Annotated in this window: 23 protein-coding genes; 13 read left to right on the top strand and 10 right to left on the bottom strand. The window is 32.2% G+C overall.

The window, feature by feature from the left end; translation table 11 throughout:
• Positions 1 to 131: 131 nt before the first annotated feature.
• Positions 132 to 1,337, top strand: a complete 1,206-nt coding sequence (locus AA088_RS10695; RefSeq protein ID WP_046745002.1) for an NAD(P)-dependent oxidoreductase — start codon at positions 132 to 134, stop codon at positions 1,335 to 1,337.
• A 34-nt stretch (positions 1,338 to 1,371) separates the two neighbouring features.
• Here AA088_RS10695 and AA088_RS10690 read toward each other — a convergent pair whose 3' ends face one another.
• The 5 genes from AA088_RS10690 to AA088_RS10670 form a co-directional block, all read right to left on the bottom strand.
• Positions 1,372 to 1,956, bottom strand: a complete 585-nt coding sequence (locus AA088_RS10690) for a DUF1361 domain-containing protein (protein WP_162199685.1) — start codon at positions 1,954 to 1,956, stop codon at positions 1,372 to 1,374.
• Positions 1,957 to 2,051: 95 nt separating this feature from the next.
• On the bottom strand, positions 2,052 to 2,354 hold the full coding sequence (locus AA088_RS10685) for a hypothetical protein (RefSeq protein WP_046745000.1): 303 nt from the start codon (positions 2,352 to 2,354) through the stop codon (positions 2,052 to 2,054).
• Between the two features lie 96 nt (positions 2,355 to 2,450).
• The gene (creD, locus tag AA088_RS10680; RefSeq protein ID WP_046744999.1) at positions 2,451 to 3,857 is read right to left on the bottom strand and encodes a cell envelope integrity protein CreD; all 1,407 of its coding nucleotides are present in this window, start codon (positions 3,855 to 3,857) and stop codon (positions 2,451 to 2,453) included.
• A 130-nt stretch (positions 3,858 to 3,987) separates the two neighbouring features.
• Positions 3,988 to 4,284: a winged helix-turn-helix domain-containing protein gene (locus AA088_RS10675; RefSeq protein ID WP_046744998.1), complete on the bottom strand. Its 297-nt coding sequence runs from the start codon at positions 4,282 to 4,284 to the stop codon at positions 3,988 to 3,990.
• 4 nt (positions 4,285 to 4,288) lie between these two features.
• The gene (locus AA088_RS10670) at positions 4,289 to 4,927 is read right to left on the bottom strand and encodes a hypothetical protein (protein ID WP_046744997.1); all 639 of its coding nucleotides are present in this window, start codon (positions 4,925 to 4,927) and stop codon (positions 4,289 to 4,291) included.
• A gap of 126 nt (positions 4,928 to 5,053) precedes the next feature.
• Here AA088_RS10670 and AA088_RS17685 point away from each other — a divergent pair, with 126 nt between their 5' ends.
• The 7 genes from AA088_RS17685 to AA088_RS10635 all read left to right on the top strand — a co-directional run bounded on the left by AA088_RS17685 (position 5,054) and on the right by AA088_RS10635 (position 12,681).
• Positions 5,054 to 6,337 (top strand): sensor histidine kinase, encoded by a 1,284-nt coding sequence (locus AA088_RS17685; protein WP_052752866.1) that lies wholly within the window; start codon positions 5,054 to 5,056, stop codon positions 6,335 to 6,337.
• 30 nt (positions 6,338 to 6,367) lie between these two features.
• Entirely contained in the window at positions 6,368 to 7,657 is a 1,290-nt protein-coding gene (locus AA088_RS17680) for a sensor histidine kinase (protein WP_082106707.1), read from the top strand.
• 144 nt (positions 7,658 to 7,801) lie between these two features.
• Entirely contained in the window at positions 7,802 to 9,532 is a 1,731-nt protein-coding gene (locus tag AA088_RS10655) for a helix-turn-helix domain-containing protein (RefSeq protein WP_046744996.1), read from the top strand.
• Between the two features lie 128 nt (positions 9,533 to 9,660).
• Positions 9,661 to 9,861 (top strand): hypothetical protein, encoded by a 201-nt coding sequence (locus AA088_RS10650; protein ID WP_157547149.1) that lies wholly within the window; start codon positions 9,661 to 9,663, stop codon positions 9,859 to 9,861.
• 173 nt (positions 9,862 to 10,034) lie between these two features.
• Entirely contained in the window at positions 10,035 to 11,837 is a 1,803-nt protein-coding gene (locus tag AA088_RS10645) for a helix-turn-helix domain-containing protein (protein ID WP_046744994.1), read from the top strand.
• Between the two features lie 100 nt (positions 11,838 to 11,937).
• Complete coding sequence (locus AA088_RS10640) at positions 11,938 to 12,240, top strand: hypothetical protein (protein ID WP_046744993.1); 303 nt, start codon at positions 11,938 to 11,940, stop codon at positions 12,238 to 12,240.
• 93 nt (positions 12,241 to 12,333) lie between these two features.
• The gene (locus tag AA088_RS10635) at positions 12,334 to 12,681 is read left to right on the top strand and encodes a DUF1801 domain-containing protein (protein ID WP_046744992.1); all 348 of its coding nucleotides are present in this window, start codon (positions 12,334 to 12,336) and stop codon (positions 12,679 to 12,681) included.
• Positions 12,682 to 12,705: 24 nt separating this feature from the next.
• On the opposite strand, the gene kdsA is transcribed toward AA088_RS10635, so the two are convergent.
• The 5 genes from kdsA to AA088_RS10610 form a co-directional block, all read right to left on the bottom strand.
• Positions 12,706 to 13,524, bottom strand: coding sequence for a 3-deoxy-8-phosphooctulonate synthase (gene kdsA / locus AA088_RS10630; RefSeq protein ID WP_046744991.1), 819 nt, complete (start codon positions 13,522 to 13,524; stop codon positions 12,706 to 12,708).
• Between the two features lie 26 nt (positions 13,525 to 13,550).
• Complete coding sequence (locus tag AA088_RS10625; RefSeq protein WP_157547148.1) at positions 13,551 to 14,744, bottom strand: FtsX-like permease family protein; 1,194 nt, start codon at positions 14,742 to 14,744, stop codon at positions 13,551 to 13,553.
• Positions 14,741 to 15,361, bottom strand: a complete 621-nt coding sequence (locus AA088_RS10620; protein WP_052752864.1) for an ATP-binding cassette domain-containing protein — start codon at positions 15,359 to 15,361, stop codon at positions 14,741 to 14,743. Before AA088_RS10620 ends, AA088_RS10625 begins: the two co-directional genes overlap by 4 nt.
• Positions 15,362 to 15,398: 37 nt before the next feature.
• The gene (locus AA088_RS10615; protein WP_082106702.1) at positions 15,399 to 17,063 is read right to left on the bottom strand and encodes a DUF4836 family protein; all 1,665 of its coding nucleotides are present in this window, start codon (positions 17,061 to 17,063) and stop codon (positions 15,399 to 15,401) included.
• 212 nt (positions 17,064 to 17,275) lie between these two features.
• Positions 17,276 to 17,485 (bottom strand): hypothetical protein, encoded by a 210-nt coding sequence (locus AA088_RS10610; RefSeq protein WP_046744987.1) that lies wholly within the window; start codon positions 17,483 to 17,485, stop codon positions 17,276 to 17,278.
• A 244-nt stretch (positions 17,486 to 17,729) separates the two neighbouring features.
• Between AA088_RS10610 and typA the strand changes: the two genes are divergently transcribed.
• From typA to AA088_RS10585, 5 genes are all read left to right on the top strand, one after another.
• Positions 17,730 to 19,529, top strand: coding sequence for a translational GTPase TypA (gene typA, locus AA088_RS10605; RefSeq protein WP_046744986.1), 1,800 nt, complete (start codon positions 17,730 to 17,732; stop codon positions 19,527 to 19,529).
• 119 nt (positions 19,530 to 19,648) lie between these two features.
• A complete protein-coding gene (locus AA088_RS10600) occupies positions 19,649 to 19,888 on the top strand; it encodes a hypothetical protein (RefSeq protein WP_046744985.1) in 240 nt (79 codons plus the stop codon).
• A gap of 31 nt (positions 19,889 to 19,919) precedes the next feature.
• A complete protein-coding gene (locus AA088_RS10595) occupies positions 19,920 to 20,129 on the top strand; it encodes a hypothetical protein (protein WP_046744984.1) in 210 nt (69 codons plus the stop codon).
• Positions 20,119 to 21,501: a hypothetical protein gene (locus AA088_RS10590; RefSeq protein ID WP_046745212.1), complete on the top strand. Its 1,383-nt coding sequence runs from the start codon at positions 20,119 to 20,121 to the stop codon at positions 21,499 to 21,501. Before AA088_RS10595 ends, AA088_RS10590 begins: the two co-directional genes overlap by 11 nt.
• On the top strand, positions 21,501 to 22,979 hold the full coding sequence (locus AA088_RS10585) for a sulfatase-like hydrolase/transferase (protein ID WP_046744983.1): 1,479 nt from the start codon (positions 21,501 to 21,503) through the stop codon (positions 22,977 to 22,979). Before AA088_RS10590 ends, AA088_RS10585 begins: the two co-directional genes overlap by 1 nt.
• Positions 22,980 to 23,112: the final 133 nt, after the last annotated feature.

The raw sequence follows: 23,112 nt of genomic DNA, 5'->3' as shown, positions 1-23,112 counted from the left end.
TCGCAAAAATAACACAAATTTTAATAGTTTTGTGTGTTTTGTTTAAAATCCTACTATTAAGTAATCAAAAAATATACCAAACACACTTTTGTCAGAGTATAAAATATCTGACCTAATTATACCAAAAGCCTATGAAATTTGCCCTCATTAAAGAACGTAAAAACCCACCAGACAGGCGCGTTGTTTTTTCTCCTGAAAAATTAGCTGAAGCTAATGAAAAATTTTCGGAAGCGACGTTTAAAGTAGAGAGTTCTGATATTCGTATTTTTACTGATGATACTTATACTACGAAAGGATTTGAAGTCACTAATGACGTGTCTGATTGTGATGTAATGATTGGTGTAAAAGAAGTTCCTATTGATCATTTGATTCCTCACAAGAAGTACTTTTTCTTTTCTCATACAATTAAAAAACAGCCTTACAATCGTGCATTGTTACAAGCTATATTGGCCAAAAACATTGAAATGTATGATCATGAGGTAATTACAAAGAAAAATGGAGGCCGTTTGATTGGTTTTGGTCGTTATGCGGGACTAGTAGGAGCTTATAATGGTTTTCGTGCTATGGGACTGCGTGATGGATTATTTTCGTTACCCAAAGTGGAAAGTTTAGAAGATTTGAAAGCTGTTAAAAAGGAATTAGATAAGATAACAATTCCTGCTATTAAGATTGTTCTATCTGGTTCAGGAAAAGTAGCGTATGGAGCCAAAGAAATTTTAGACCATCTTGGAGTCAAAGAAGTTAGTGATACAGCATATTTGACTACAGATTTTACAGAGCCAGTATATTGTATGATTGATGTGATGGAGTATAATGTCCGTACAGATGGAAAAGCTGGAGATAAGTATGAATTTTATAAAAATCCAAGCGGCTATAAAAGCAATTTTAGACCGTATGCCAAAGTGACAGATTTTTTTATTGCAGGTCATTTTTATGGAGATGGAGCTCCGTACTTATTTACTCGCGAAGATGCGAAACAACCTGATTTTAATATTAATTTGGTAGCAGATATATCATGTGATATAGATGGTCCTGTGGCAAGTACCATTCGTCCTTCTACAATCGCAAATCCTTTTTATGGCTATGATCCACAGACAGAATCTGAAGTAGCTTTTGATGCAAAAGGAGCAATCACGGTAATGGCAGTTGATAATTTGCCTTGTGAGTTGCCTAAAGACGCTAGTGAAGGTTTTGGTGAGATGTTTTTAAAACATGTAATTCCAGCTTTTTATAACGGAGATAAAGATGGAGTATTGGCTAGAGCAAAAATGACAACTTCAGACGGAAAACTGACGGAACGATACGCATATTTGCAAGACTATGTAGATGGCAAATAATTTGCTTTTAGACCTATAAAAATATAAAAGCATCTCAGGAGCGAGATGCTTTTTTTGTGGTATAAATTTTTTGTGTTGACAAAAATAAAAACCATAAAAATGAACCGAAACCTACAGTAATTCCCCAAGTTCGAATTCGGTATGAAGGATGAATTAAGCTCCAAATACAATCTTGAATAAGCTGAAAAGGATGTGTAAAGAACTCCCATGAATTCCAACGTAAATATCTACCTAAATAAATTCCAAATCCGCATAGAAAAACAACAAAAAATATAAGTAGCTTTGCCATTCTCCGATTCCATGTTTCCTTCGCTATCTGAAAAATATGTTGTATTGAAATAACTCCATAAAGTAAACTGTTTAGAGCAAAAGCAAATAGCATAAAAGGATCAAACCAACTCAAAGAAGATTTGGCATATCTTAAATGCTTAAGATCTGTAATGACATAAGGTGCATTTGGTAAAAATAACAACCAAATTCCTAAGAATAAAAGTAAAGGAAAACTATGTTTTCGTATCCAATGTGTGTGTATTAACCAGGAAGAGATTCCATATGGAACCATTGCTAAGAACAAATTCCACACTAGAAAACCATAAAATAAACTTTCGGTTAGGAGCATGCGAAATGAAAGTAATACCATGCAAAATATGCTGAAAATGAGCAAAAAACGATTCAATTTAGTAGCGTCTAATAACATTTTATTCTCTTATTTAATTAATAATTAGCAATCAGTATTACATAACATAAACTGATAGGAATATTCAGTATCATCAATAGCAATGATTTAAGAATATTTTTGCGTTTTACTTCACTATGCATGAAAATGATACATAGAGTAAAAAATAATATACTGTTCATGAGTAATGTGAATAATGCATAGTAAATTCCTAAATTGAGAATTGTTTGAGATCCTGCATTATACAAATAGCAGATAAGTAAAAAAGTTCCACCTAAAAAACTCAAAATAGCGGTGATTTTAGCTGTTTTTAAAAGCGTGTAGATATAAGGAATATTCATGATAATTTTTTTTAAATGAAAACGAAACCTATGCTTTTTTCGCTAAAAAGTTTAAAAGCTAGGAATCGTTTTCTCATCAAACTAACAAATCAATTTTTATGCAGATTGTACCTGCTGTGAATTTGAAGGGTCAACATACCAATCTATTTTTCGAGATACATACATTACTATACCCAAAATGATAAACAGGCCAATGCTTCCCACTAAAAGGGCGTAACTTTCTAATTGAATAATCACAAAAATAAATCCGTACATAGTGGTTAACGTGGCTCCGATAAAGAGTGGAAATTTCCACTTTTTCAAGATTGATCTAGAATATAAAGTAATCATCACAATGACGGCGACACCTGCGATGAGATACGCTTTTAAGAAACTGCTGTGTTCTGAAATAGAAATTAATAAAGTGTAAAACATAATCAATGCAAGCCCAATCATTATATATTGAAAAGGATGAATGGATATTTTACTTAGAGTTTGAATTAAAAAGAATACTAAAAATGTGAGTCCAATGACTAAAAAGCCATATTTGGCAGAACGTTGACTCTTTTGATATTCATCAAGAGGAAAGATAAAATTTGTGCCTACGGCATAACTTGTAAGTTGCGGTAAGTTTTGAAAAAATTGTTGAGAAAATGATCGATTCGTGCTCAAAATTTTCCATTCGGCTTCAAATCCGCCATTAGCAGTTGTCTGTTCGTTTTGTGTTGTAAAATTGCCAATATGTTTAGGATCTTTCCAATCGGAAGTCATATGTATATTAGTAACTTTTCCAATGGGAACAAATTCAATTTGTTCGCTTCCGTTATATTCTAGCTCAAATTGAAAATCGCTTGTATTTGTTTTTGGAATATCTGCAAGAGCTATGAAGGAACTTTCAAGTTCTTCCAAGTGTGGATACCCATTATTTTGGATTGTATAATTTGTTTCAAAACCATACTCATTTCCATTAAGAGTAAGCTTTACTTCACTTTTAAGTCCTTTTAAGTTAGAACTATGGATTATTAAAGCGGCTTTGTCCCAAACAATATCTTCTTCTAGAATTGATTTTGTAGAAAAATTAGGAGTTTCAAAATGACCTGTAGCTTTAATACCTGCTTTGAATACTGCGGTATCAAAATTATTTCGCTTTTTTCGCTCCGTATCCACATGAGTGTCAATATTCAACTGCTCTGGGAAAAAATATGCATAATTCAATATGGTGCGTTTCTCTTTAAAACTTTCTTCTGTTTCTGCATTATAGGTTACTGTTTCTTCATAGGTTTTGTATGGAACTTTCAATATAGGACCATAAAAAACGATTTCATTTCCCCAATTATCATTGATTTCATTCATGACACTACGTTGTCGATGTTCACGTTCAATAATTAGTTCTTGTACTAGCGCAAGAGGAATCATTAAAAGAAAAACCAAGGTTCCCATAATGAGCATACGAGCTGTGATTGAAGTTCGAAACCAAGTAACAAACTTTCCGTTTTGATTTGTGTTTTTTTGTGATATTTCCATTGTTTATAATTTAAAAGTACTTTGAATTTCAAAGTTGTATATAAAATTTTTTTAATTTTTCATTCTCAGTAGTAAGAATGGGCGTAAGGTATAATTAATTGTAAGTGTGCTCATGTATTTCAAAATTTGATTATTCACTGTTTCGAATAAGTTGTTCTAGGGCTTCTATATGCTTTTTGAATTCAGTTTTTCCTAATATAGTAGCACTATATCTCGTATTAGGCTTTCGCTCAATAAATTGTTTTTCCACTTTTATATAAGCTACTTTTTCAAGTGCTTTGGCATGGCTGGCTAAATTCCCATCTGTGGCATCTAAAAGTTCTTTTAATGTTTTAAAATCAGCATACTCGTTTACCATCAACACAGACATAATGCCCAAACGAATTCGGTGATCAAATGCTTTATTTATATTATTAAGGATACTCACTTTTTTATTTTGTATTTTGTTCTAAAAGGATGTACATCCACGTGCCATAAACAATATGAAATATACCAAAACCAATTGCCCAAAAATACAAACCATATCCAATATATTGAGTGGCAATTAATCCCAAAATGATATTGGAAAATCCTAAATATTTTACATGTCCATACGTAAACTTACTTGCACTTACACATGCCAACCCATAAAAAATAAGCGTTGTAGGAGCAACCAATCCCACCAAACCTCTTTGCAAAATTACAAGTGTAAAAATACCACCTGTAATTAATGGAATCAAAAAGTTGACAAGTAGTTTAATTGCTGACTTATCAAGCATTTTTTCATTATTTTTCTTGGCTTTTCGTTGCGTAAGAAAAATCCCAGTAACAATAGCAAGGACAACAACAATTGTTGCAATAAGCAATAAATTAAAAGTAACTTCACTAGTTGTCGCTTCATAATGTCCAGTACGCATATCAATTTTGTTTAAAGCAGCTTTTGCCAATTCTTGTTTAGCAAACCAAGCTCCAATAAGCGCATAAATACCAGCCATTACTCCTGAAAGCCCACTGAGTGAAATGAATCGAGACGACCTATTCATTAGGTGCTTAATCTCTTTAATATCGTTTAAATAGTCTGATGATGCCATATTAAAGTACTTTGAAATACAAAGTAATGTAAAATGTTGTTGACAAACAAGTAAAAAATCATTTTTAATACATTTTTTTTAAAATCATTTTCCATAACTTTAAAACCTTAACATAAAATTAGTTATTTGGATAAAATTGTAAAATATCTTAAAGATGTTGGACGATTAGAACCTTTTGAAATAAAGAACAGTAGTATCACTTTTTTGCTTGCAGGACCAAGCACGTATATCTATGTGATATTCATGCTACATTACAACCCTGATCTCAACATTCCTTTTTACGGTGAAATAGTATTTTCGTTGCTTTTTGTGCTAGTAGGAGCTATTCCTTATTTTAAGCATAAACGTCTCAACGAAATGTATGGTTGGATTTCTTTTGCCACACTAATGACCTTTCAATACTATCTAACTTATGCAACGGCATTGAATGATTTTTCATTAGATTATTTATTGGTAACGTATGTCTTTATTTTTGGTTCTGTATTACTTTTAAGCAATCGATTATTAGTTATTATTTTTAGTGCTTCGCAGTTATTACACCTTGCATATAGGGTATATTATTCTACATTAGATCGTATGTCAGAAAGTGCAATTATGGTATCCATGAGCACTATTTTTATCTTTTCTTTTTTAGTTATGAATGGGTTGATTCGTTATCGAAAAAAGTTAGAAGCGGTAAATGTTGAACTGGAAGAACGAATAAAACAACGCACAAACGATTTAGAGAATAGAGCAAAAGAATTATTGCGAAAAAATAAAGATTTGGAAGAGTTTGCTTATGTAGTATCTCACGATCTTAAACGCCCACTACGAAATATTTATACACTTACTGATTGGCTTACTGATGACGATGAATATCAGTTTAATGATGAAACGAATCAAAGTTTTCGATTGATTAAAGAACAAGTGACACAAATGGATCTATTAGTAGAAGGAATTTTGAACTATTCCTTGCAAATGGACAAAGAGTTGCCTGTCAATAGTGTAGATTCTCAAGCGTTGGTAGAACGTATAATTACAGTAAATTCTAGTGAAACGGTACGTATCCATTTAAAGAAAAAACTTCCAAAAGTAATGTTTAATGAGTCGCAATTACTACAAGTTTTTCAGAATTTAATTCAAAATGCTATAAAGCATACCGATAAAGATCATGTTGATATTACGATTGATTATCAAAAATTAGAAAGAATGCATCAATTTTCTATCAAAGATAATGGTCCTGGAATTGAAGAGAAATACCATAAAAAGATTTTTGAACTCTTTCAAAAGCTTGATGTTAAAAAAGAAGTAGATTCTATAGGAATTGGCTTGGCTTTAGTGAAAAAAATCATTGAACGGAATGGAGGAAAAATTTACATAGAGAGTGAACTAGGCAAAGGAGCTCAATTTATTTTTACAATACCATCTTAAAAATTAAAACATAAACTGCCTCAAACTTTCATGATAAAAAACGTATTTAAAACTTTAGGAAGGCTGGAACCTTTTGAAATTCGCAATAGTGGCATAACGTTATGTCTTGGTGCACCTAGTACGTTTGTGTATATGGAAATCATGAAATATTATCATCCAGAGGTTATTATACCTTTTTATGGAAATATGGTGTTTGCAGTTTTATTTTTACTAATTGGAATTTTACCCAATTTGAAGAATAAATTCATTTTGCAGTACTATGGTTTATTTGTCTTTTTTTCTACAATGGCATTCCAGCACTATTTAACGTATGCAACTTATTTAAATAATTTTTCACTAGACTTCCTATTGGTTACTTATGTGTTTATTTTTGGTTCTGTATTGCTGTTAAGTAACCGAATATTAGTAATTATATACAGCACTACAGAAACGATTCACTTAGCCTATTATGTATATATATCTGATTTAGATCCTGTACATGAGAGTAGCATTTTAGCTACGATAAGCATTATTTTTATACTTTCCTTTCTGATTACGAATGGCTTTATTCGCTATCGTAAAAAATTGGAAGTGATTAATACAAATCTTGAAAAAGTAATTAAAAAACGGACTAAAGATTCTGAGCTTCGCGCCAAAGAATTATTGCGAAAAAATAAAGATTTGGAAGAGTTTGCATATGTAGTATCACACGATCTCAAACGTCCATTGCGAAACATTTATACACTGACAGATTGGTTGATAGAAGACGAAGATAAACAGTTAAACGATGCTGCAAATCAAAGCTTATTTCATATCAAAAAACAAGTAACGCAAATGGACCTTTTGGTAGAAGGAATCTTAAATTATTCGCTTCAAGGAAATCCAGAACAAGAAGTAAAAGAAGTGAATGTACATACGTTGGTAAAGAGAATTTTACGCACATATGAAGCTAATCATATCAACTGTACGATAGAAAAAAAATTACCTAGAATTCTTTTTAATGAATCGCAGCTTACTCAAGTATTTCAAAATTTAATTCAAAATGCGATTAAACATAATGACAAAGATCTTATTGAAATAACAATTGATTATCAAGAAACAAAAACAGATTATCGATTCTCTATTAAAGATAATGGCCCAGGAATTCACACTCGTTATCATAAAAAAGTGTTTGAATTGTTTCAGAAATTGCAAATTGATACAGATGGAGAAGCAATTGGTATTGGGTTAGCTTTGGTCAAAAAGATAGTAGAGCGTAATGAAGGTGAAATTTACCTAGAAAGCTCAGAAGGTAAAGGCGCTACTTTTAGCTTTCAAATTCCTAAAAAGATGAAAAATTAATCGCATTATCTATTTTGGAATTAAATTTTCTATTTTTGAGTATTCCCTGTTAACTATTTCAACGTTTTAGCTATGTCAATTCGATTTTATTGTTCTTCTCATATTCTACTAATTTTGTTTTTTGTAAGTTTTATAAGTAGTGATATGGCAGCACAAACGAAATTGTCTCATGATCGAAATGATACACTACAAGCGTTTAGAGAAGCTTTGCCTTCACATTCTTTTTACAAGCTCACACGAATATTTCATGCTGAAAAAAATAAAGATTCTCTCAAAGCGGCTCTCGTTGCATCTTACCTTAAAGAACATTATCTCAACGCTTCCAATCCTAAAATAGCAGCTTCTACAGCAATTACATTGCCTTATTGGGAAGACAAAGTAGGGAATTTAGAAGCAGCAATAGCGCTATTTGATAAAGGAATTAATCTTGCTAGTACAATAAAAAATGATAGTATACTATACTTAGCTCATCTTCGAAAAGGTTTTTTTTATTTTAAATCGGGGAAAAATTTTCCAGCCTTACGTTCCTATTACAATGCATTAGAAATCGCTAAAGAAGCGAATGATCTTAAACGAAAAGTTGCTGTAACAGGAAATATAGCCTTAGTAAAAATGCAAGCGAATGACACAAAAGCTGCTATTGCACTTTTATTGGAAAATTTAGAAATTATCAATAATAATCCGTCAATTATCAATGACAAACAAAAGTTGAATATCTACGTGAATTTATGTGGAGCTTATACATATATTGAAGAATATGAGTTAGCTACATTGTATTGTGATAAAGGCGTGCAATTAAATGAAACAATCAATAATAAGCGAGCAGAAGCTCATTTTTTGTCAGCTTTTGCAGAGATTGAAACAGCCAAAGGCAATTATCAAAAAGCGCATACACTTTTAGATAAAACCGAAACACTTATTGATAATATGGTGGGAAATGAAAGTTTGAATTTATTTGCCAAATTTTACAGAGGGAAAACATATTATGGTGAAAAAAAATATCAAAAAGCAATAGAAGAATTACAAAAAATAGAAGAACTCAAAGAAACGCACAAATTAGATTTCTTAAGTCTTCAAGAGATGTACTACTATATAGCCAAATCGTATACGGCACTTGGTAATGCTGAAATGGGTGTAAAATATCATGAAAAAGCTATTGAGATTGATACAGAGAATGATAAAAAAATGAATGAACTAAATGCAAACATTGTCAAAAAGTTTGATTTAGTACAACTAAAAGAAGAAATCAACACCTTACAGGAAAAATCAAAACAAACCAAGTATATCTATACAGTAGGTATTGTAAGCTTGGTATTGATTATAGTAGGATTATTATTTTTTAACAAACGACAACAGAAAAAAAATAAAGAACGTTTTAAAAGCTTGATGCTACAATTAGAAGAAAAACGACAGCAAGAAAAAGCACGAAAAGAGGTAGTACTAAATGAAAAAAACGCTCATAAAGAACCTGAAGTATTAGTAAAGAAAGAAACGGAAGAGCCTGAAGATATTGAAGAAATTGATGAAATTACGCTAGAAATATTAAACAAGTTAGATGCGTTTGAAACGCAGGAAATGTTTTTAAGTCCGGAGAGTACTTTGGTAGAAGTTGCTAAAAAATTACAAACCAATACAACGTATCTGTCTAAAGTCATTAATCGACACAAACAAAAATCGTTTACCTCCTATATCACTGATCTTCGAGTAGAGTATGCAATTGAAAAATTATCAACGGATCGAAAATTTAGATCCTTTACTATTGGTGCTATTGCTCAAGAAATTGGATTTAAACGCTCCGAATCATTCTCTAAAGCATTCAAAGTAAAAACAGGATTATATCCATCATACTTTATAAAAGAGCTTGAAAAACAGTAATTTAGTAAGTGTGTGTAGTCGTTATTTATAAATCACGACTAGCTATATCTGGGCTCGCTATCATTTTCTAGTATATTTGAAACAATACAAATTAAACAAAACGTATCATTATGAAAAAAGGAAGAAAATTGAAGCTAGAGGTCAGAAAAGTGAGTGTGTCAAGGCTAAATAACATTGTAGGAGGAAACGATCCCCAACCTTCTATAGATGATGTTTGCATTATCACAACTATCAGGGTAACTATTCTTGGAGCTGACTGTAAAACTGGCATCACACTCTCAAATGATACAGAAGAGTTTTGCATAGATGCTTCTGTTGACAAATGTTAAAACACTCAACCAACCTATATAGTAAACTCTCTAAGCCATTTAGAGAGTTTTTTATTGCTATTCTTTCATAGAAACATAAAATTGACAGTAAAAGAAGGTGTTAAATTCTATAAAAACCTTTATTTTTGATATACTGCCTATTTTGATAAATAATAGAATCAAAAAAACTGTATATGCTCCTTCAAAAATATGTAGTGTGTTTACTACTCATTTTTATTATTTCCTCTAATCAACATTTATATGCAAATACGATTGTACAAAATCATATAGCATCTTTTGATCAAGAAGCGTTCAAAAAGTCCTTGAGTGATATTGAACCTAAAGAGTTTGCTCGTTTATTTACGCAACAGTACAAGTTAGATTCTATCAAAACAAAGATTAGCGTCGATTACGCAGAATCTGTCATGCTTTCCTCAAAAGAACTCCGAACACAGTTTTGGGGAAATTTTGTATTGGCTCACTGGTACCACAGTCAGATGCGCTTGGAAGAATCATTAAATTATGTAGATAGACTCTACGTAATTGCCAAAAAAATGAATGAGAATGATTTGATTTTATCGGCTCTGATTAATAAAGGCAATTTTTATTATGCATTTGGTTCTTACAAAGAATCAATGGAATATAATCTAGAAGCACTTGAACTGGCTCGAAAAACCAAAAATCTCAAACGCGAACTTGCCATATCACTTAATATCGCATTAATTAAACAACAAACGAATGATAATTCTGGAGCTATTGAAATCCTTGAAAAAATCATTGCGACAATTGAAACTGGAACAGCAGGTGATTTAACGCCTTTCAAAACTAAAGTTTACGTAGCGTTGATAAAAGGATATATATATACTGAAGATTACACCAAAGCGAAACAATATTGCGAACAAGGGATAGTACTTAGTAACCAAAACAATTTAACTGAATCTAAGTTCTATTTTTTATCTTTTTTAGGGACAATTGAAGGGTTGAATAAAAACTATGATAGAGCTCACGAATTGTTGGATGCTTCGCTGGAAATAGCCCATCAAATTAAATCTATCGACCCAGAAATTCCGCTTATATATTTTGAAAAAGGAGAAGTTTACTATTATGAAGGAAAATATGAAAAAGCGGTTGAGTATTTAGTAAAATCTGAAAAGTTGATGAATGCTAATCATCTTAATTTTATCAAGTTAGAAGAAACCTATGCTTTACTGGCTAAGTCATATAATGAATTGGGAGACATTAATAATAGTATAAAATATTTTGAGAAAGCGAATGATATATACAAGCAAAATGATAAACGACAAGAAAATATAAGTATCAATATCATTCGGAAATATGATCTTCAATCGCTTAAAGAAGAATTAAGCTTGGCAGAAGAAAACTCATATATAACGAAGATTATTTTATTTGTGAGTGTTTTTCTTGCCATAATTACAGTTATCTGGTTGGTTTACTTTTATAAACAGCGTGAAAAAGAAAATCAACGGAAATTTGCGGCAATCCTTCAAAGTTTAGAAGATGAAAAAGAAGAGATTGTTGAAAAAATTGCCCAAGTCACTCAAGAAAAACTAGAAGAAAAAACAACCGAAAAACTTCCTGAAAAAAAGATTGAGGCCAAAGAAGTTGAAATCATTGATGAAACCAAAGTTCGTTTATTAAAAAAATTAGAAAAGTTTGAAACTAAAGAGCAATACCTAAGTCGTAACTGTAGTTTGAATGAAGTTGCTAAAAAATTAAAAACAAATACATCTTATTTGTCGAAGTTGGTTAACTCGCACAAAGGGAAATCTTTTTCGGCATATATTACAGATCTTCGTATTAATTATGCAATTAGAAGATTAAAAGATGATAAGAAATTTCGTTCGTACACTATCGATTCCATCGCACAAGAAATTGGTTTTAATCGTTCAGAATCGTTTTCTAGAGCATTCAAAAACAAAACAGGATTGTATCCCTCGTATTATATAAAAAACCTTGATAATAAAGGGATTGAATGATTTTTTTTGCACTCGTAATTTATGAATTTCTAGATATTTTCTTGTATAAGTAGAATGTCTACACATATATTTGGATGAAAACTTATGAAACCTAATGATTATGAAGAAAAAACAATTTACCTCCAAATTACAATTCCAAAAAACTACTGTAGTATCATTTAAAGCGATGGGTCGCGTAAGAGGTGGCGCTATTCAAAACGGTGAAACTATTCCGCTTTCAGATCCTTTAACTTGTGGAACTCGTGATTGTTTAAATGAAACGCTGTATGATACATGCGCATGTATGTCTGTAGAAACAAACGTATGTACACGACCTACAAATACGCAAAATGGAGCTACAGATTTTTGTGGAGGAAGCGACGAACCGACTAAGATGGATTGTTTGGAAACAAGAAGGTGTTAAAAAAAACAAACTGTATTGAAAAAAAGACCTGCTATCGTAGGTCTTTTTTTATGCCGAAACATTCATAAAAACTATATTTGAGTTTTAGAAGTCATGAATCCAGCAGAACTGTACATATTAAATCAACCAGAACCATATAAAACTATATTGCTACAACTACAAGTGTTGATAGAACATGATTTTCCAAGAATAGAGTTGAAGTATAAGTATAAAATTCCTTTTTATTATTTAAACGGTAAACCATTTTGTTATCTAAATGCAAGTCACAAACGACAATATGTAGATGTTGGGATTGTTAAAGGAGGAAATATTCAAGTTCATTCTTCTGATTTGGTTACGAAAGATAGAAAGAAAATGGCGTCACTTCGCTACCAAAACATCAAACATATTAACCCAACAATACTATCAGATGTATTAAAAGAAGCCGCTAGTTATTACTAGCGGCTTCTTTAAGTTTATAGCTTATTAAAGATTGTTAATTGTTTGTCGAATTTTCACCAAATTGGTAAGTAGTTTTTGCAAGTAATCCAAATGCAACATATTAGCACCATCACTTTTTGCATTGGCAGGGTCAAAATGTGTTTCGATGAATAGCCCGTCTACATTATTTACTACACCAGCACGTGCAATTGTTTCAATCATTTCAGGACGCCCACCTGTAACACCGCTTGACTGGTTAGGTTGTTGTAGTGAATGAGTTACATCTAAAACTGTCGGTGCAAATTGTTTCATCGTTGGGATCCCTCGAAAATCTACAATCATATCTTGGTAGCCAAACATCGTACCTCTATCGGTAATCCATGCATTTTGATTGCCAGAATCATGTACTTTTTTTACCGCATGTTTCATACTTTCAGGACTCATAAATTGCCCTTTTTTAAGGTTTACAACTTTTCCTGTTTGTGCAGCAGCTACAACAAGATCTGTTTGTCGTACTAAAAAGGCTGGAATTTGAAGTACATCTACATATTCGGCTGCTTTGGCAGCATCAGAAATTTCATGAATATCAGTAATTGTTGGTATATCAAATGTATCAGAAACCTTTTTAAGGATTTTTAGGGCTTTCTCATCACCAATACCTGTAAAACTGTCAATGCGACTTCGATTGGCTTTTTTAAAACTTCCTTTAAATACGTAAGGTATTTCTAATTCATCAGTAATTTTAACGACTTTTTCAGCAATGCGTAACGCCATATCTTCACTTTCAATAGCGCACGGACCTGCAAGCAAGAAAAAATTATCAGATGTTGTATGTTTGATTTTTGGAATCGAATTCAGTTGCATAAATTGAAATTTTGCACAAAGATACGCTAAATTTCAGTAGTGAGTAAGCTTGTATTAACTTTGGTTAATTGTGTAATTTTTTGATAAATATGTCTACGGTAATAAGATGCAAATACAATAAAAAGTATTGCAGCAAAAATTACTAGATAACCAATTGAAAATATCGTTGTGTTTGACTGTAAAATTTCTAAATACGAACTCAGAGCACATTTGCATATAATAGCGATTACCAAAGCGATAACAATAGAAAAAGCCAGTATTTTTAGAGCAATATTAAGATATACCTTGGCAATGTTTTTTCTTGAATATCCTAAAAAATAGAGTTGACAAATAGTTTGTTTATTTTTCAGAATAAGCAAATTGATGTTGGTAATCACCAAGAGTATAGATAAGGCAGTTATTAAGAAGCCAATGCTCAGAACAATCCAGAGAATTAATTGTAAAAAATAACTAATTCTAGAAGTTTGAACGTCATTTTTAAGATATTTAAACTTCTTTTTTTCTAAAAAATCTAATATGCTCGGATCTGAAGGATTGGTAACTTCTATGATTAAGCGGGAGATTTTAGGAGTTTTATTAGGACTCAATAGTTGATTGGTGTGTTTTAAAAATGAAGCAGGAACTAATATAGAATTTAGTTTTTCTGAAGCCGCTAATACATACGCACGATAGTTTTTTTGTTGTGTGGTACCTACTAGAGAAAGATCGATAGGAATTTCACGAATAATGGTTTCATTGATTTGCGGCATGCCTGTACTAGCCGCATACCCAAAATTGTACAGATTAATATAATTTTTTGGAATAATGATTGGAACTTCTCGATCTCCAGGTTTCCAATTCCATTCATCACTTTTTATATCAATAAAATCATCGGGGATTGCTTCCAAGAACATTTCTGTAGAAATACTAGCATAATTAGGAAGTGTTACGCTAGCTGCTACGCGATAGGTTCCATGTGTAAAACCGCCTACTTTTTTGGTGAAGTTTTGCTGCGCTATTTCTTGAATTTCTCCCCTTGTAAAAACGTTGTTTTTTCCAACATTTTTATAAATAATGAGATTCTGTTTTCCTAATAAATCATTTGAAGTATCAAAAAGGGGGCGCGTATCTATAAATAATTGAAAAACTACCAATAGTATGCCTAAACCTATACTAGAAGTAAGCGCAAAAAAAAGCAGCTGTGATATGCGTAATTGTTTGTGTAATAAAGAACGAATCACAGCGAGTAAATTTTAGAATATTGTACAGTATAGGAATCTCCTAAACTAGCTAATAAAAGACTCGCATTTTGAGCTTTTACCTCATCAAGTATCAACGATTTGGCATTTTGAATTTGCGTAGCATCGATATGACTAAAAGGTTCGTCAAGAAGTAACACTTCAAAAGGTTGACAAAGCGCTCTAACAATAGCTATTCGTTGTTGTTGCCCATATGATAAAGTTTCTACTTTTTTATTAGCTAGCTGAGCCATATCCAAACGTTCCATACAAGTCAAAATCTCAGTTTCAGATTTGTAATTGGTAAGTGTATTTTTTAGCTGAATATTTTCTAAAGCAGACAGCTCCGGAAAAAGGCGCAACCCTTGAAAAACAATAGAAATCTTTTTTCTTCGTATATCAGTCCATTCGTCTTCTGTAAATTTTGAAATATCATTATCATCAAAAAAAATCGTCCCAGAAAATTTGTTATTCAAGCCGTAAAGAAAATTGAATAGAGAACTTTTTCCACTTCCAGAAACAGCATGTATCAAATGCAATTCTTTGGGAGAAAAATCAACTATTTTACTCCATACTTCAGACGAAGCAGGAGTAAAATAAGTTGGTATGACTGATTTCATCTGTATCTTCATGGAACGACACTATAAAGAAGACTTATTAGAATTTCTTAGCCATGTTGGCTGCTTGATTTGCTATTGCGTCAGAGTATTGAATCAGGTTTATCCAAGAATTATTTTCTCCTTTTGTATAGGTATAGCTTTCCATACCATCAGCATCAAGGAAATAGTGAGTGTCCGCAAAGTATTTTTTATACAATTCAGCTGATTCAGTAGAGAAATCAGTTGAAAATGAGCCATAAGAATTTAATCTAGAAGTATACGAAGACAAGAAATTTCCATACATTTCAGTAGCATTTGGAGTCATAAACATATATACCGAATGCGAAAGATAAGATTTGTGTTCAAAGTTTGAAAGATTGGCAGCTAGTGAACCATTTGCATATACTTCATCTGCTTTTGCTTCATCGTTTGTGAGAAATAAGAAATCATCTGTAATAACAGCAAACATATTGTTTCCTAATTCGTAATAGTCTTTTCCTTTGGTTGCTTTTGGAGCTTCTTTCTTCAAAATGACTGTCATCAATGCATCAAACTTAGCTTTGTCTTTAATAGCAATAGCACTGTATACATTTGGAATTTTTATGTCTAAAATTTCATACTCATCTTCGTCTGTGTAATAATCATATGAGTGTATAGTATCTTTTATAGTTTTTCCTTCAGATAAGGAAAGCAACATAGAACCTTCAAAAACTTCCGCAAGATCTTTTCCAGTCATTCCAACCTCTCGTTTCATTCCACGGTTCATGTTTCTAAAACCTTGCTTTAATTCTGCACGGGCTTCTTTTGGAATGATTCTATTGTCTTGTAAGCCTTCAATATGGTCATATAAAGCAGTAGGATTAATAGAAACCTTGAGTAAGAAACTTGGGTTCTCAGGAATAGCTTTTAGAAGAGAAGATTCATAACTGGTTGTCATCCAAGACTTATGTCCAATCAAAGATTCAAAGTCGTCATTAAGATTTAGCTTCGCTTCCGAGTGAATACGATCATCTTCAAAATTCATATGGTAATAAAAATTATTATTTTCAAGATTTATATCTATACCGGCTAACATAGAGGCAAGAGAATTTGCCAAAGTTGCTAAAGGAGTTGAAGAAATATGAACACCCATATCTTTATCGGTGTCAAAAAATCTTTTAAAATAATTAGTCGTATATATATTATCTGAAGAGTCCATATTGGTCAAATCAATCAATTCTGTCGAAGCATAATCTCTAGCTCCAATAATTAAGGCTGTTTTATCATTCCAACCAATTGCCATTTGACCCGTAGAGTACACCGTAAAAGCATCATTTTTTCCAACATTTTCCTCTTTTTGCATGGATGATTTTTCCAATAAAGGTTGAATCATCTTTTCAAATGCAGCAGCACTTTTTATAGGAATAATGAATCCTCCAGTTCCAGTCATACGATCTACAGATACGTACCCTAATAGAAACTCTTTGCGAAATGTAGCATCAATATTTTCCGTAGTAACATATTCATTCATAAAATCTTGCATCTCTTTGGGTGCTTCTTTTTCGAATACTTGACTTAATTTCAAATTCTTAAAATCAACACCTTCACTCTTTTTAGACAAGGATTCAAGATTTACATACATAACGCCAATTGCATCTTTAGGAATGTATGACGATTCTGAACTCTTCTTTCCGCAGCTAATAATCATTATGGCAACTGCGAATAGGCATAAAAAATTTTTCATAATATAATGAAGTCGTTAAAGGATTAAATAATGCTATTAATATGTGGAGGAGCACAAAAATAAAAATATATACCAATTAATAGATAGAAAAGACCGAAAGAAACTTTTTTTACTAGAAAGATTGATTAAAAAGAAGGAAGATGGGTTGTCTAGCAATTTTTAAGAGAAGTTGAAGAGAGAGCGACGCAACAACGTCGCTCAGGTTTTAGTGTTTAATTTTCAGCACACGAAACATCTACAAAAGCACAGTTTTTATATTCTAACGGTAAGGCTTGCCATCTGGCACAGCTTGCGCAGCCAGGCATTGGACCAAAACAACTTGGACCATTATAAGAGTTACAACTATTTCCGCCTGTTACGTTTTGTTGCTCTTTTTTACTCAAAATTTTAGTCCCTTGGATACGTAAAATACTTTTTAACATAGTAATTTTTTTATGGTTAAACAGTTGATAAGTTACAAGATTCATATGTGAATAGCTTACGGAAACACATGAAAGAAAGTACTAGGAAAACATAGAAACGCATTTCTTTTAGCTAAAACCTGTTGAAACACAGGTAGAAATCAAGTAAAATATTAGTTAACAATAATTTAAGCTAAAAAAGTAAGTAAAATTCTTTTGTCTATTAAATAAACTGTACATTTGCACGCTTAAAAATAAAGGCGCAATGGCTTCAATTAAAAATATCGCAATTATTGCACACGTTGACCACGGAAAAACAACCTTGGTTGATAAAATAATGTATCACTGTCAGCTATTTCGTGAAAACGAAAATACAGGTGATTTGATTCTCGATAACAACGACTTGGAGCGTGAACGAGGAATCACTATTACGTCTAAAAACGTATCTGTTACTTACAAAGGAACTAAAATCAATATTATTGATACACCAGGGCACGCCGATTTTGGTGGAGAAGTAGAGCGTGTATTGAATATGGCAGATGGTGTTTTACTATTAGTAGATGCTTTTGAAGGGCCTATGCCGCAAACTCGTTTTGTGTTGCAAAAGGCAATTGATTTAGGATTAAAACCTTGTGTAGTTGTCAATAAAGTAGACAAAGAAAATTGTACACCTGATGAAGTGTATGAAAAAGTATTTGACCTAATGTTTGAATTAGGAGCTGAAGAATGGCAGTTGGATTTTCCTGTAGTCTACGGTTCTGCAAAGCAAAACTGGATGTCAGACGATTGGCAAAAACAAACAGACTCTATCGAGCCTTTATTAGATATGGTAATGGAGCATATTCCTTCTCCGAAATTTGATGAAGGAAGTACACAAATGTTAATTACCTCGTTAGATTACTCTTCTTTCACAGGGCGAATTGCTATTGGACGTTTGCAACGCGGAACATTAAAAGAAGGGATGCAAGTGTCATTGGTAAAGCGTGATGGTTCTACGGTAAAATCAAGAATTAAAGAATTACACACTTTTGAAGGATTAGGACGTAAAAAAGCGACTGAAATTCAGGTAGGTGATATTTGTGCAATTGTTGGATTAGAAGGTTTTGAAATAGGTGATACAATTGCAGATGCTGAAAATCCTGAAGGATTACAAACCATTGCAATCGATGAACCAACGATGAGCATGTTGTTTACTATCAACGATTCTCCTTTCTTTGGAAAAGATGGAAAATATGTTACCTCTCGCCATATCAAAGACCGCTTAACAAAAGAATTAGAAAAAAACTTAGCACTTCGTGTACAAGAAACGGATAGTGCAGACAAATTCTTAGTATTTGGTCGTGGTGTATTACACTTGTCTGTATTGATTGAAACGATGCGTAGAGAAGGATATGAACTGCAAATTGGTCAGCCGCAAGTAATTATCAAAGAAATTGATGGTGTAAAATGTGAGCCTATTGAAGAATTGACAATAGATTTGCCAGAGCATGTTTCTGGAAAAGCGGTAGAAATGGTCACGCTTCGTAAAGGTGATTTATTAAGTATGGAAGCCAAAGGTGATCGTATGATTTGTGAATTTTTAATTCCATCACGTGGTATTATTGGGTTGCGTAATCAATTGTTAACAGCTACTGCTGGAGAAGCAATCATGGCTCATAGATTCAAAGAATATCAGCCAGTTCGAGGTGGTATTCCAGAACGTCAAAATGGGTCACTAGTATCAATGGAAAAAGGAACAGCAATTCCGTATTCTATTGATAAATTACAAGAACGAGGAAAGTTTTTTATCGATCCAGGAGAAGAAATTTATGAAGGACAAGTGATTGGAGAAAACTCTCGTGGAGACGATATGACAATCAACGTTACTAAAACTAAAAAGTTATCAAACGTACGTTCTGCCGGAGCAGATGACAAAGCGAAAATTGTTCCAGCAATCAAATTCTCATTAGAAGAAGCGTTAGAATATATTCAAAAAGATGAATATGTAGAAGTAACGCCAAATCATTTACGACTTCGAAAAATATATCTTACAGAAGTAGAACGAAAGCGTAATAAATCAATTTAAAAAATATAACATATTAAATACTTAAAAGGTTTCATTACACATTGTAGTGAAACCTTTTTTATCACAAATAATTTCTACAGTATTAGAAACTTTTCAATCAATAATTTTAAATTTATACTATGGATATTCTAGGAATTACAATTACAGAGTGGATTGGATATATGGCATCAATAGCAGTATTGATTTCATTTACAATGAAAGATTTAAAAAAGTTACGAATGATTAATGGAATTGGTTGTTTGCTTTTTGTTGTGTATGGTTGCTTAATGCCAACATTACGTGTAGGATTGCCAATAATCATTACCAACTTAGCAATTTTAGGCATCAATATCTATCACTTGAGCGCTCGTAAAAAGTAAAATTTTATATCTTTACCAGAAATCAGATAGTATGGAATTTCTTTATTTTGATGCGGGTTTAGGCGCAATGTTAGCACAAGCTGCTGTTGCAGTTGTTGCAGGAGTTGCAGTATTCTATAAAAGTATCAAATATAAAATCAAAACTATTTTTGGACTTCATAAGGAGTCTTCTGAAGAAGTTTTTGACGATATCGATGTAGATGACAAATCACTCAAAAAACCATCTAAAAATGACCAATAATTCGCGTCATGCTTCTTCCTATCGCGATCCTAGTGGACACGTGTATGTAGAGAATGGAATTATTAAGCGAGTTATTTTTTCTACCTATTTTTCGCAATACAAAGCGCTACAAAATACTGGTTTTTTTCAAAAGGCATTTCAGCATCAATTATTGATACCGCATGAAGAATTGAAAGTTTCTGAAACTGAAATTCACATTCAGCCAACACAAATTCCTTTTATTACCTATCCATACGAATGGAGTTTTCAACAATATAAAGAAGCTGCTTTACTGACACTTAAGCTTCAAAAATATGCATTGCAACATGGGTTTTCGTTAAAAGATGCAACTGCTTATAATGTTGCTTTTTTTCATGGAAAGGCAATCTTTATTGATACACTTTCGTTAGATTTTTATAAAGAAAATACACCTTGGCGAGCTTACAAACAATTCATTACACACTTTTTAGGGCCTTTGGTGTTAGCTAAATATCATGGAGCAGATTTTTTAAAAACAATGACTAGTTTTATCGATGGAATTCCGTTGAAGTTGCTCTCATCCTTGCTACCAACTCGAACCAAGTTGAATCCGTTTTTATATACTAATATTCATTTGTTAGCAAGATATGAGCACAAGCATCAAGAAGAAAATGTAGAGAAAAGGAAACAAGCTACATTGTCTAAAAAAGGGCTGTTTAATATTATTGATAGTTTATACAATTATATAAAAAAAATAAAGCTCAAGGAGCAATCTGAATGGGGAGATTACTATCAAAAAACCAACTATTCAGATACGGCTTTTCAACAAAAATCAACAATTATCAACGATTGGATTCAGCAGCTAAATGCTAAGAAAATAATTGATGTTGGTGGAAACGACGGAACTTTTGTGCGGCAAATAAGTGCTGATATCACACTTGCATTGGTAGGCGATATTGACAATAATGCAGTCAATCAAAATTATTATTTGGTTAAGAAAAACAAAGAAGCACATATAATTCCTTTTACGATTGATCTGTTAAACCCTTCTCCAGCTATCGGTTTTCAAAATACAGAACGTTTTTCATTCATCAAACGTGTAGCAAACTTCCAACCCGATGTAACACTTGCATTAGCGTTAATTCATCATCTGTCACTAACAGGGAATGTGCCTTTTGAAAATTCAGCTCAATTTTTTGCATCAATTTCTAACAACCTTTTAATTGAATTCCCAAAGCGAACAGATTCATATGTTCAACGGTTGCTCAATGCAAAAGCAGAATTCAAAAATCATTTTGAACATTACCAAATAGAAAATTTTGAAAAAGCATATAGTTTTTATTTTGAGTTAGTTGATAAACGACCAATTAATGATTCAGAGCGTGTACTGTATCTTTTCAAAAAGAAAAAATAATGTCAGCCATACGGAAACATATAGAAAAATTTGTAGCCAGTCAGCGTGAATACCCAATTGTATTTGCAATAGCTGCAGGTTTATACTCATTCATATATGTATACCATTCCAATTTTATGCTGGTAAATTCGGTATTTCAGTTGGTGGTAATTTTAGCTGCCTATTTAATATTGCCTATAATTGTATGTGTAATTTCTTGGAAATGCGTACAGTATATCAAGCCGTTGCAAAAATTGCAACCGTATTTGTTGCCAATACTGAATGCAGCGTTTTTTAGTTTTTATTTTGTAGGAAGAATGTATAGTTTTCAACATCGAAAGCTTATTTTATTGGCAATGATTGTTTCTGTGGTATTCGCAATTATACTTAGGAAGCAGTACAAAAAAATTGTAGTAATCCAATTCATAATGGCATTTGTTGCATTTATAACTCTATTGCCCACATTATTTCGAGCTATTAGCTCTTCAAATATCTGGCAAGAACAACCTGATGCCATTGTAGAAACAAAATTCAAGCAGTTTCCAAACATATACATAATTCAACCAGATGGTTATGTGAATTTTCGTGAATTGGCTAAAAATCCATACAATTTTGAGAATAGTGAATTTGAATCATTCCTAGAAACAAGTGGATTCAAGCTATATACCAATTATCGTAGTAATTATACTTCAACCATACTATCCAACAGCTCTATGTTTGCCATGAAGCATCATTATCATGGAGAACAGTTATTTGGTGCAAGAGAAGTCATAGCAGGAAACAATCCAGTAATAGAAACGCTAAAGAAGAATGAGTATCAAACCTTTCTTTTTATTGAAAATCCATACATTTTGCTCAACCGACCAACAATTGCTTATGACAAGAGCAATTTTCCTATGAATGAAGTTCCTTGGTTTGGAATTGGAGCATTTGGAATACAAAAAAAACTCATCGAACCATTAAAAGAAACAATCCAAGAACAACAAGGGAAACGTAATTTTTACTTTATTGAAAAAATTGCTCCAGGACATATTACCACTTTTAAAGAGCAAGCATTAGGTGTAAAAAAAGAGCGAGAAAATTACCTTATGCAAATAAAAGAAGCCAATAAGTGGTTGCGTGAAATAGTTGCTGTTATTACGGAAAATGATCCAAATGGTTTGATTGTCATTGCAGCGGATCACGGTGGCTACGTCGGACTTAATTACACGAAAGAACTTTTCCAAAAACAAACAGATAGAGAACTAATATATTCTGGGTTTTCTGCGGCATTGGCAATTAAATGGCCTAATAAACTTGCACCCGAGTACGATGAAAAACTTAAAACACCTGTCAATCTTTTTAGAACACTATTTGCGTACTTAGGCGAAAACAAATCATTGTTAAATCATCTGCAAGAAGATGCTAGTTATTCAATCATTAAAAATGGTTTTTGGGGAAATGTGTATAAATATATTGACAGCGAAGGAAATGTAGTTTTTGAAAAGGTGCAAAAGTGAGTTTTTTCATATCATTTAAAAGTAATAAAGATAGTTCTACAAAGTCAAAACTATTTTTCTATACGACTTTTACCAAACTCACATTAAAATTAGTAACTTCACTTTTTCTAAAAGACCAACTCAATTTATACAT

It is taken from the genome of Kordia zhangzhouensis, assembly GCF_001005305.1.
Classification (GTDB): Bacteria; Bacteroidota; Bacteroidia; order Flavobacteriales; family Flavobacteriaceae; genus Kordia; species Kordia zhangzhouensis.
This window is presented reverse-complemented; position numbering and strand designations above follow the sequence as displayed.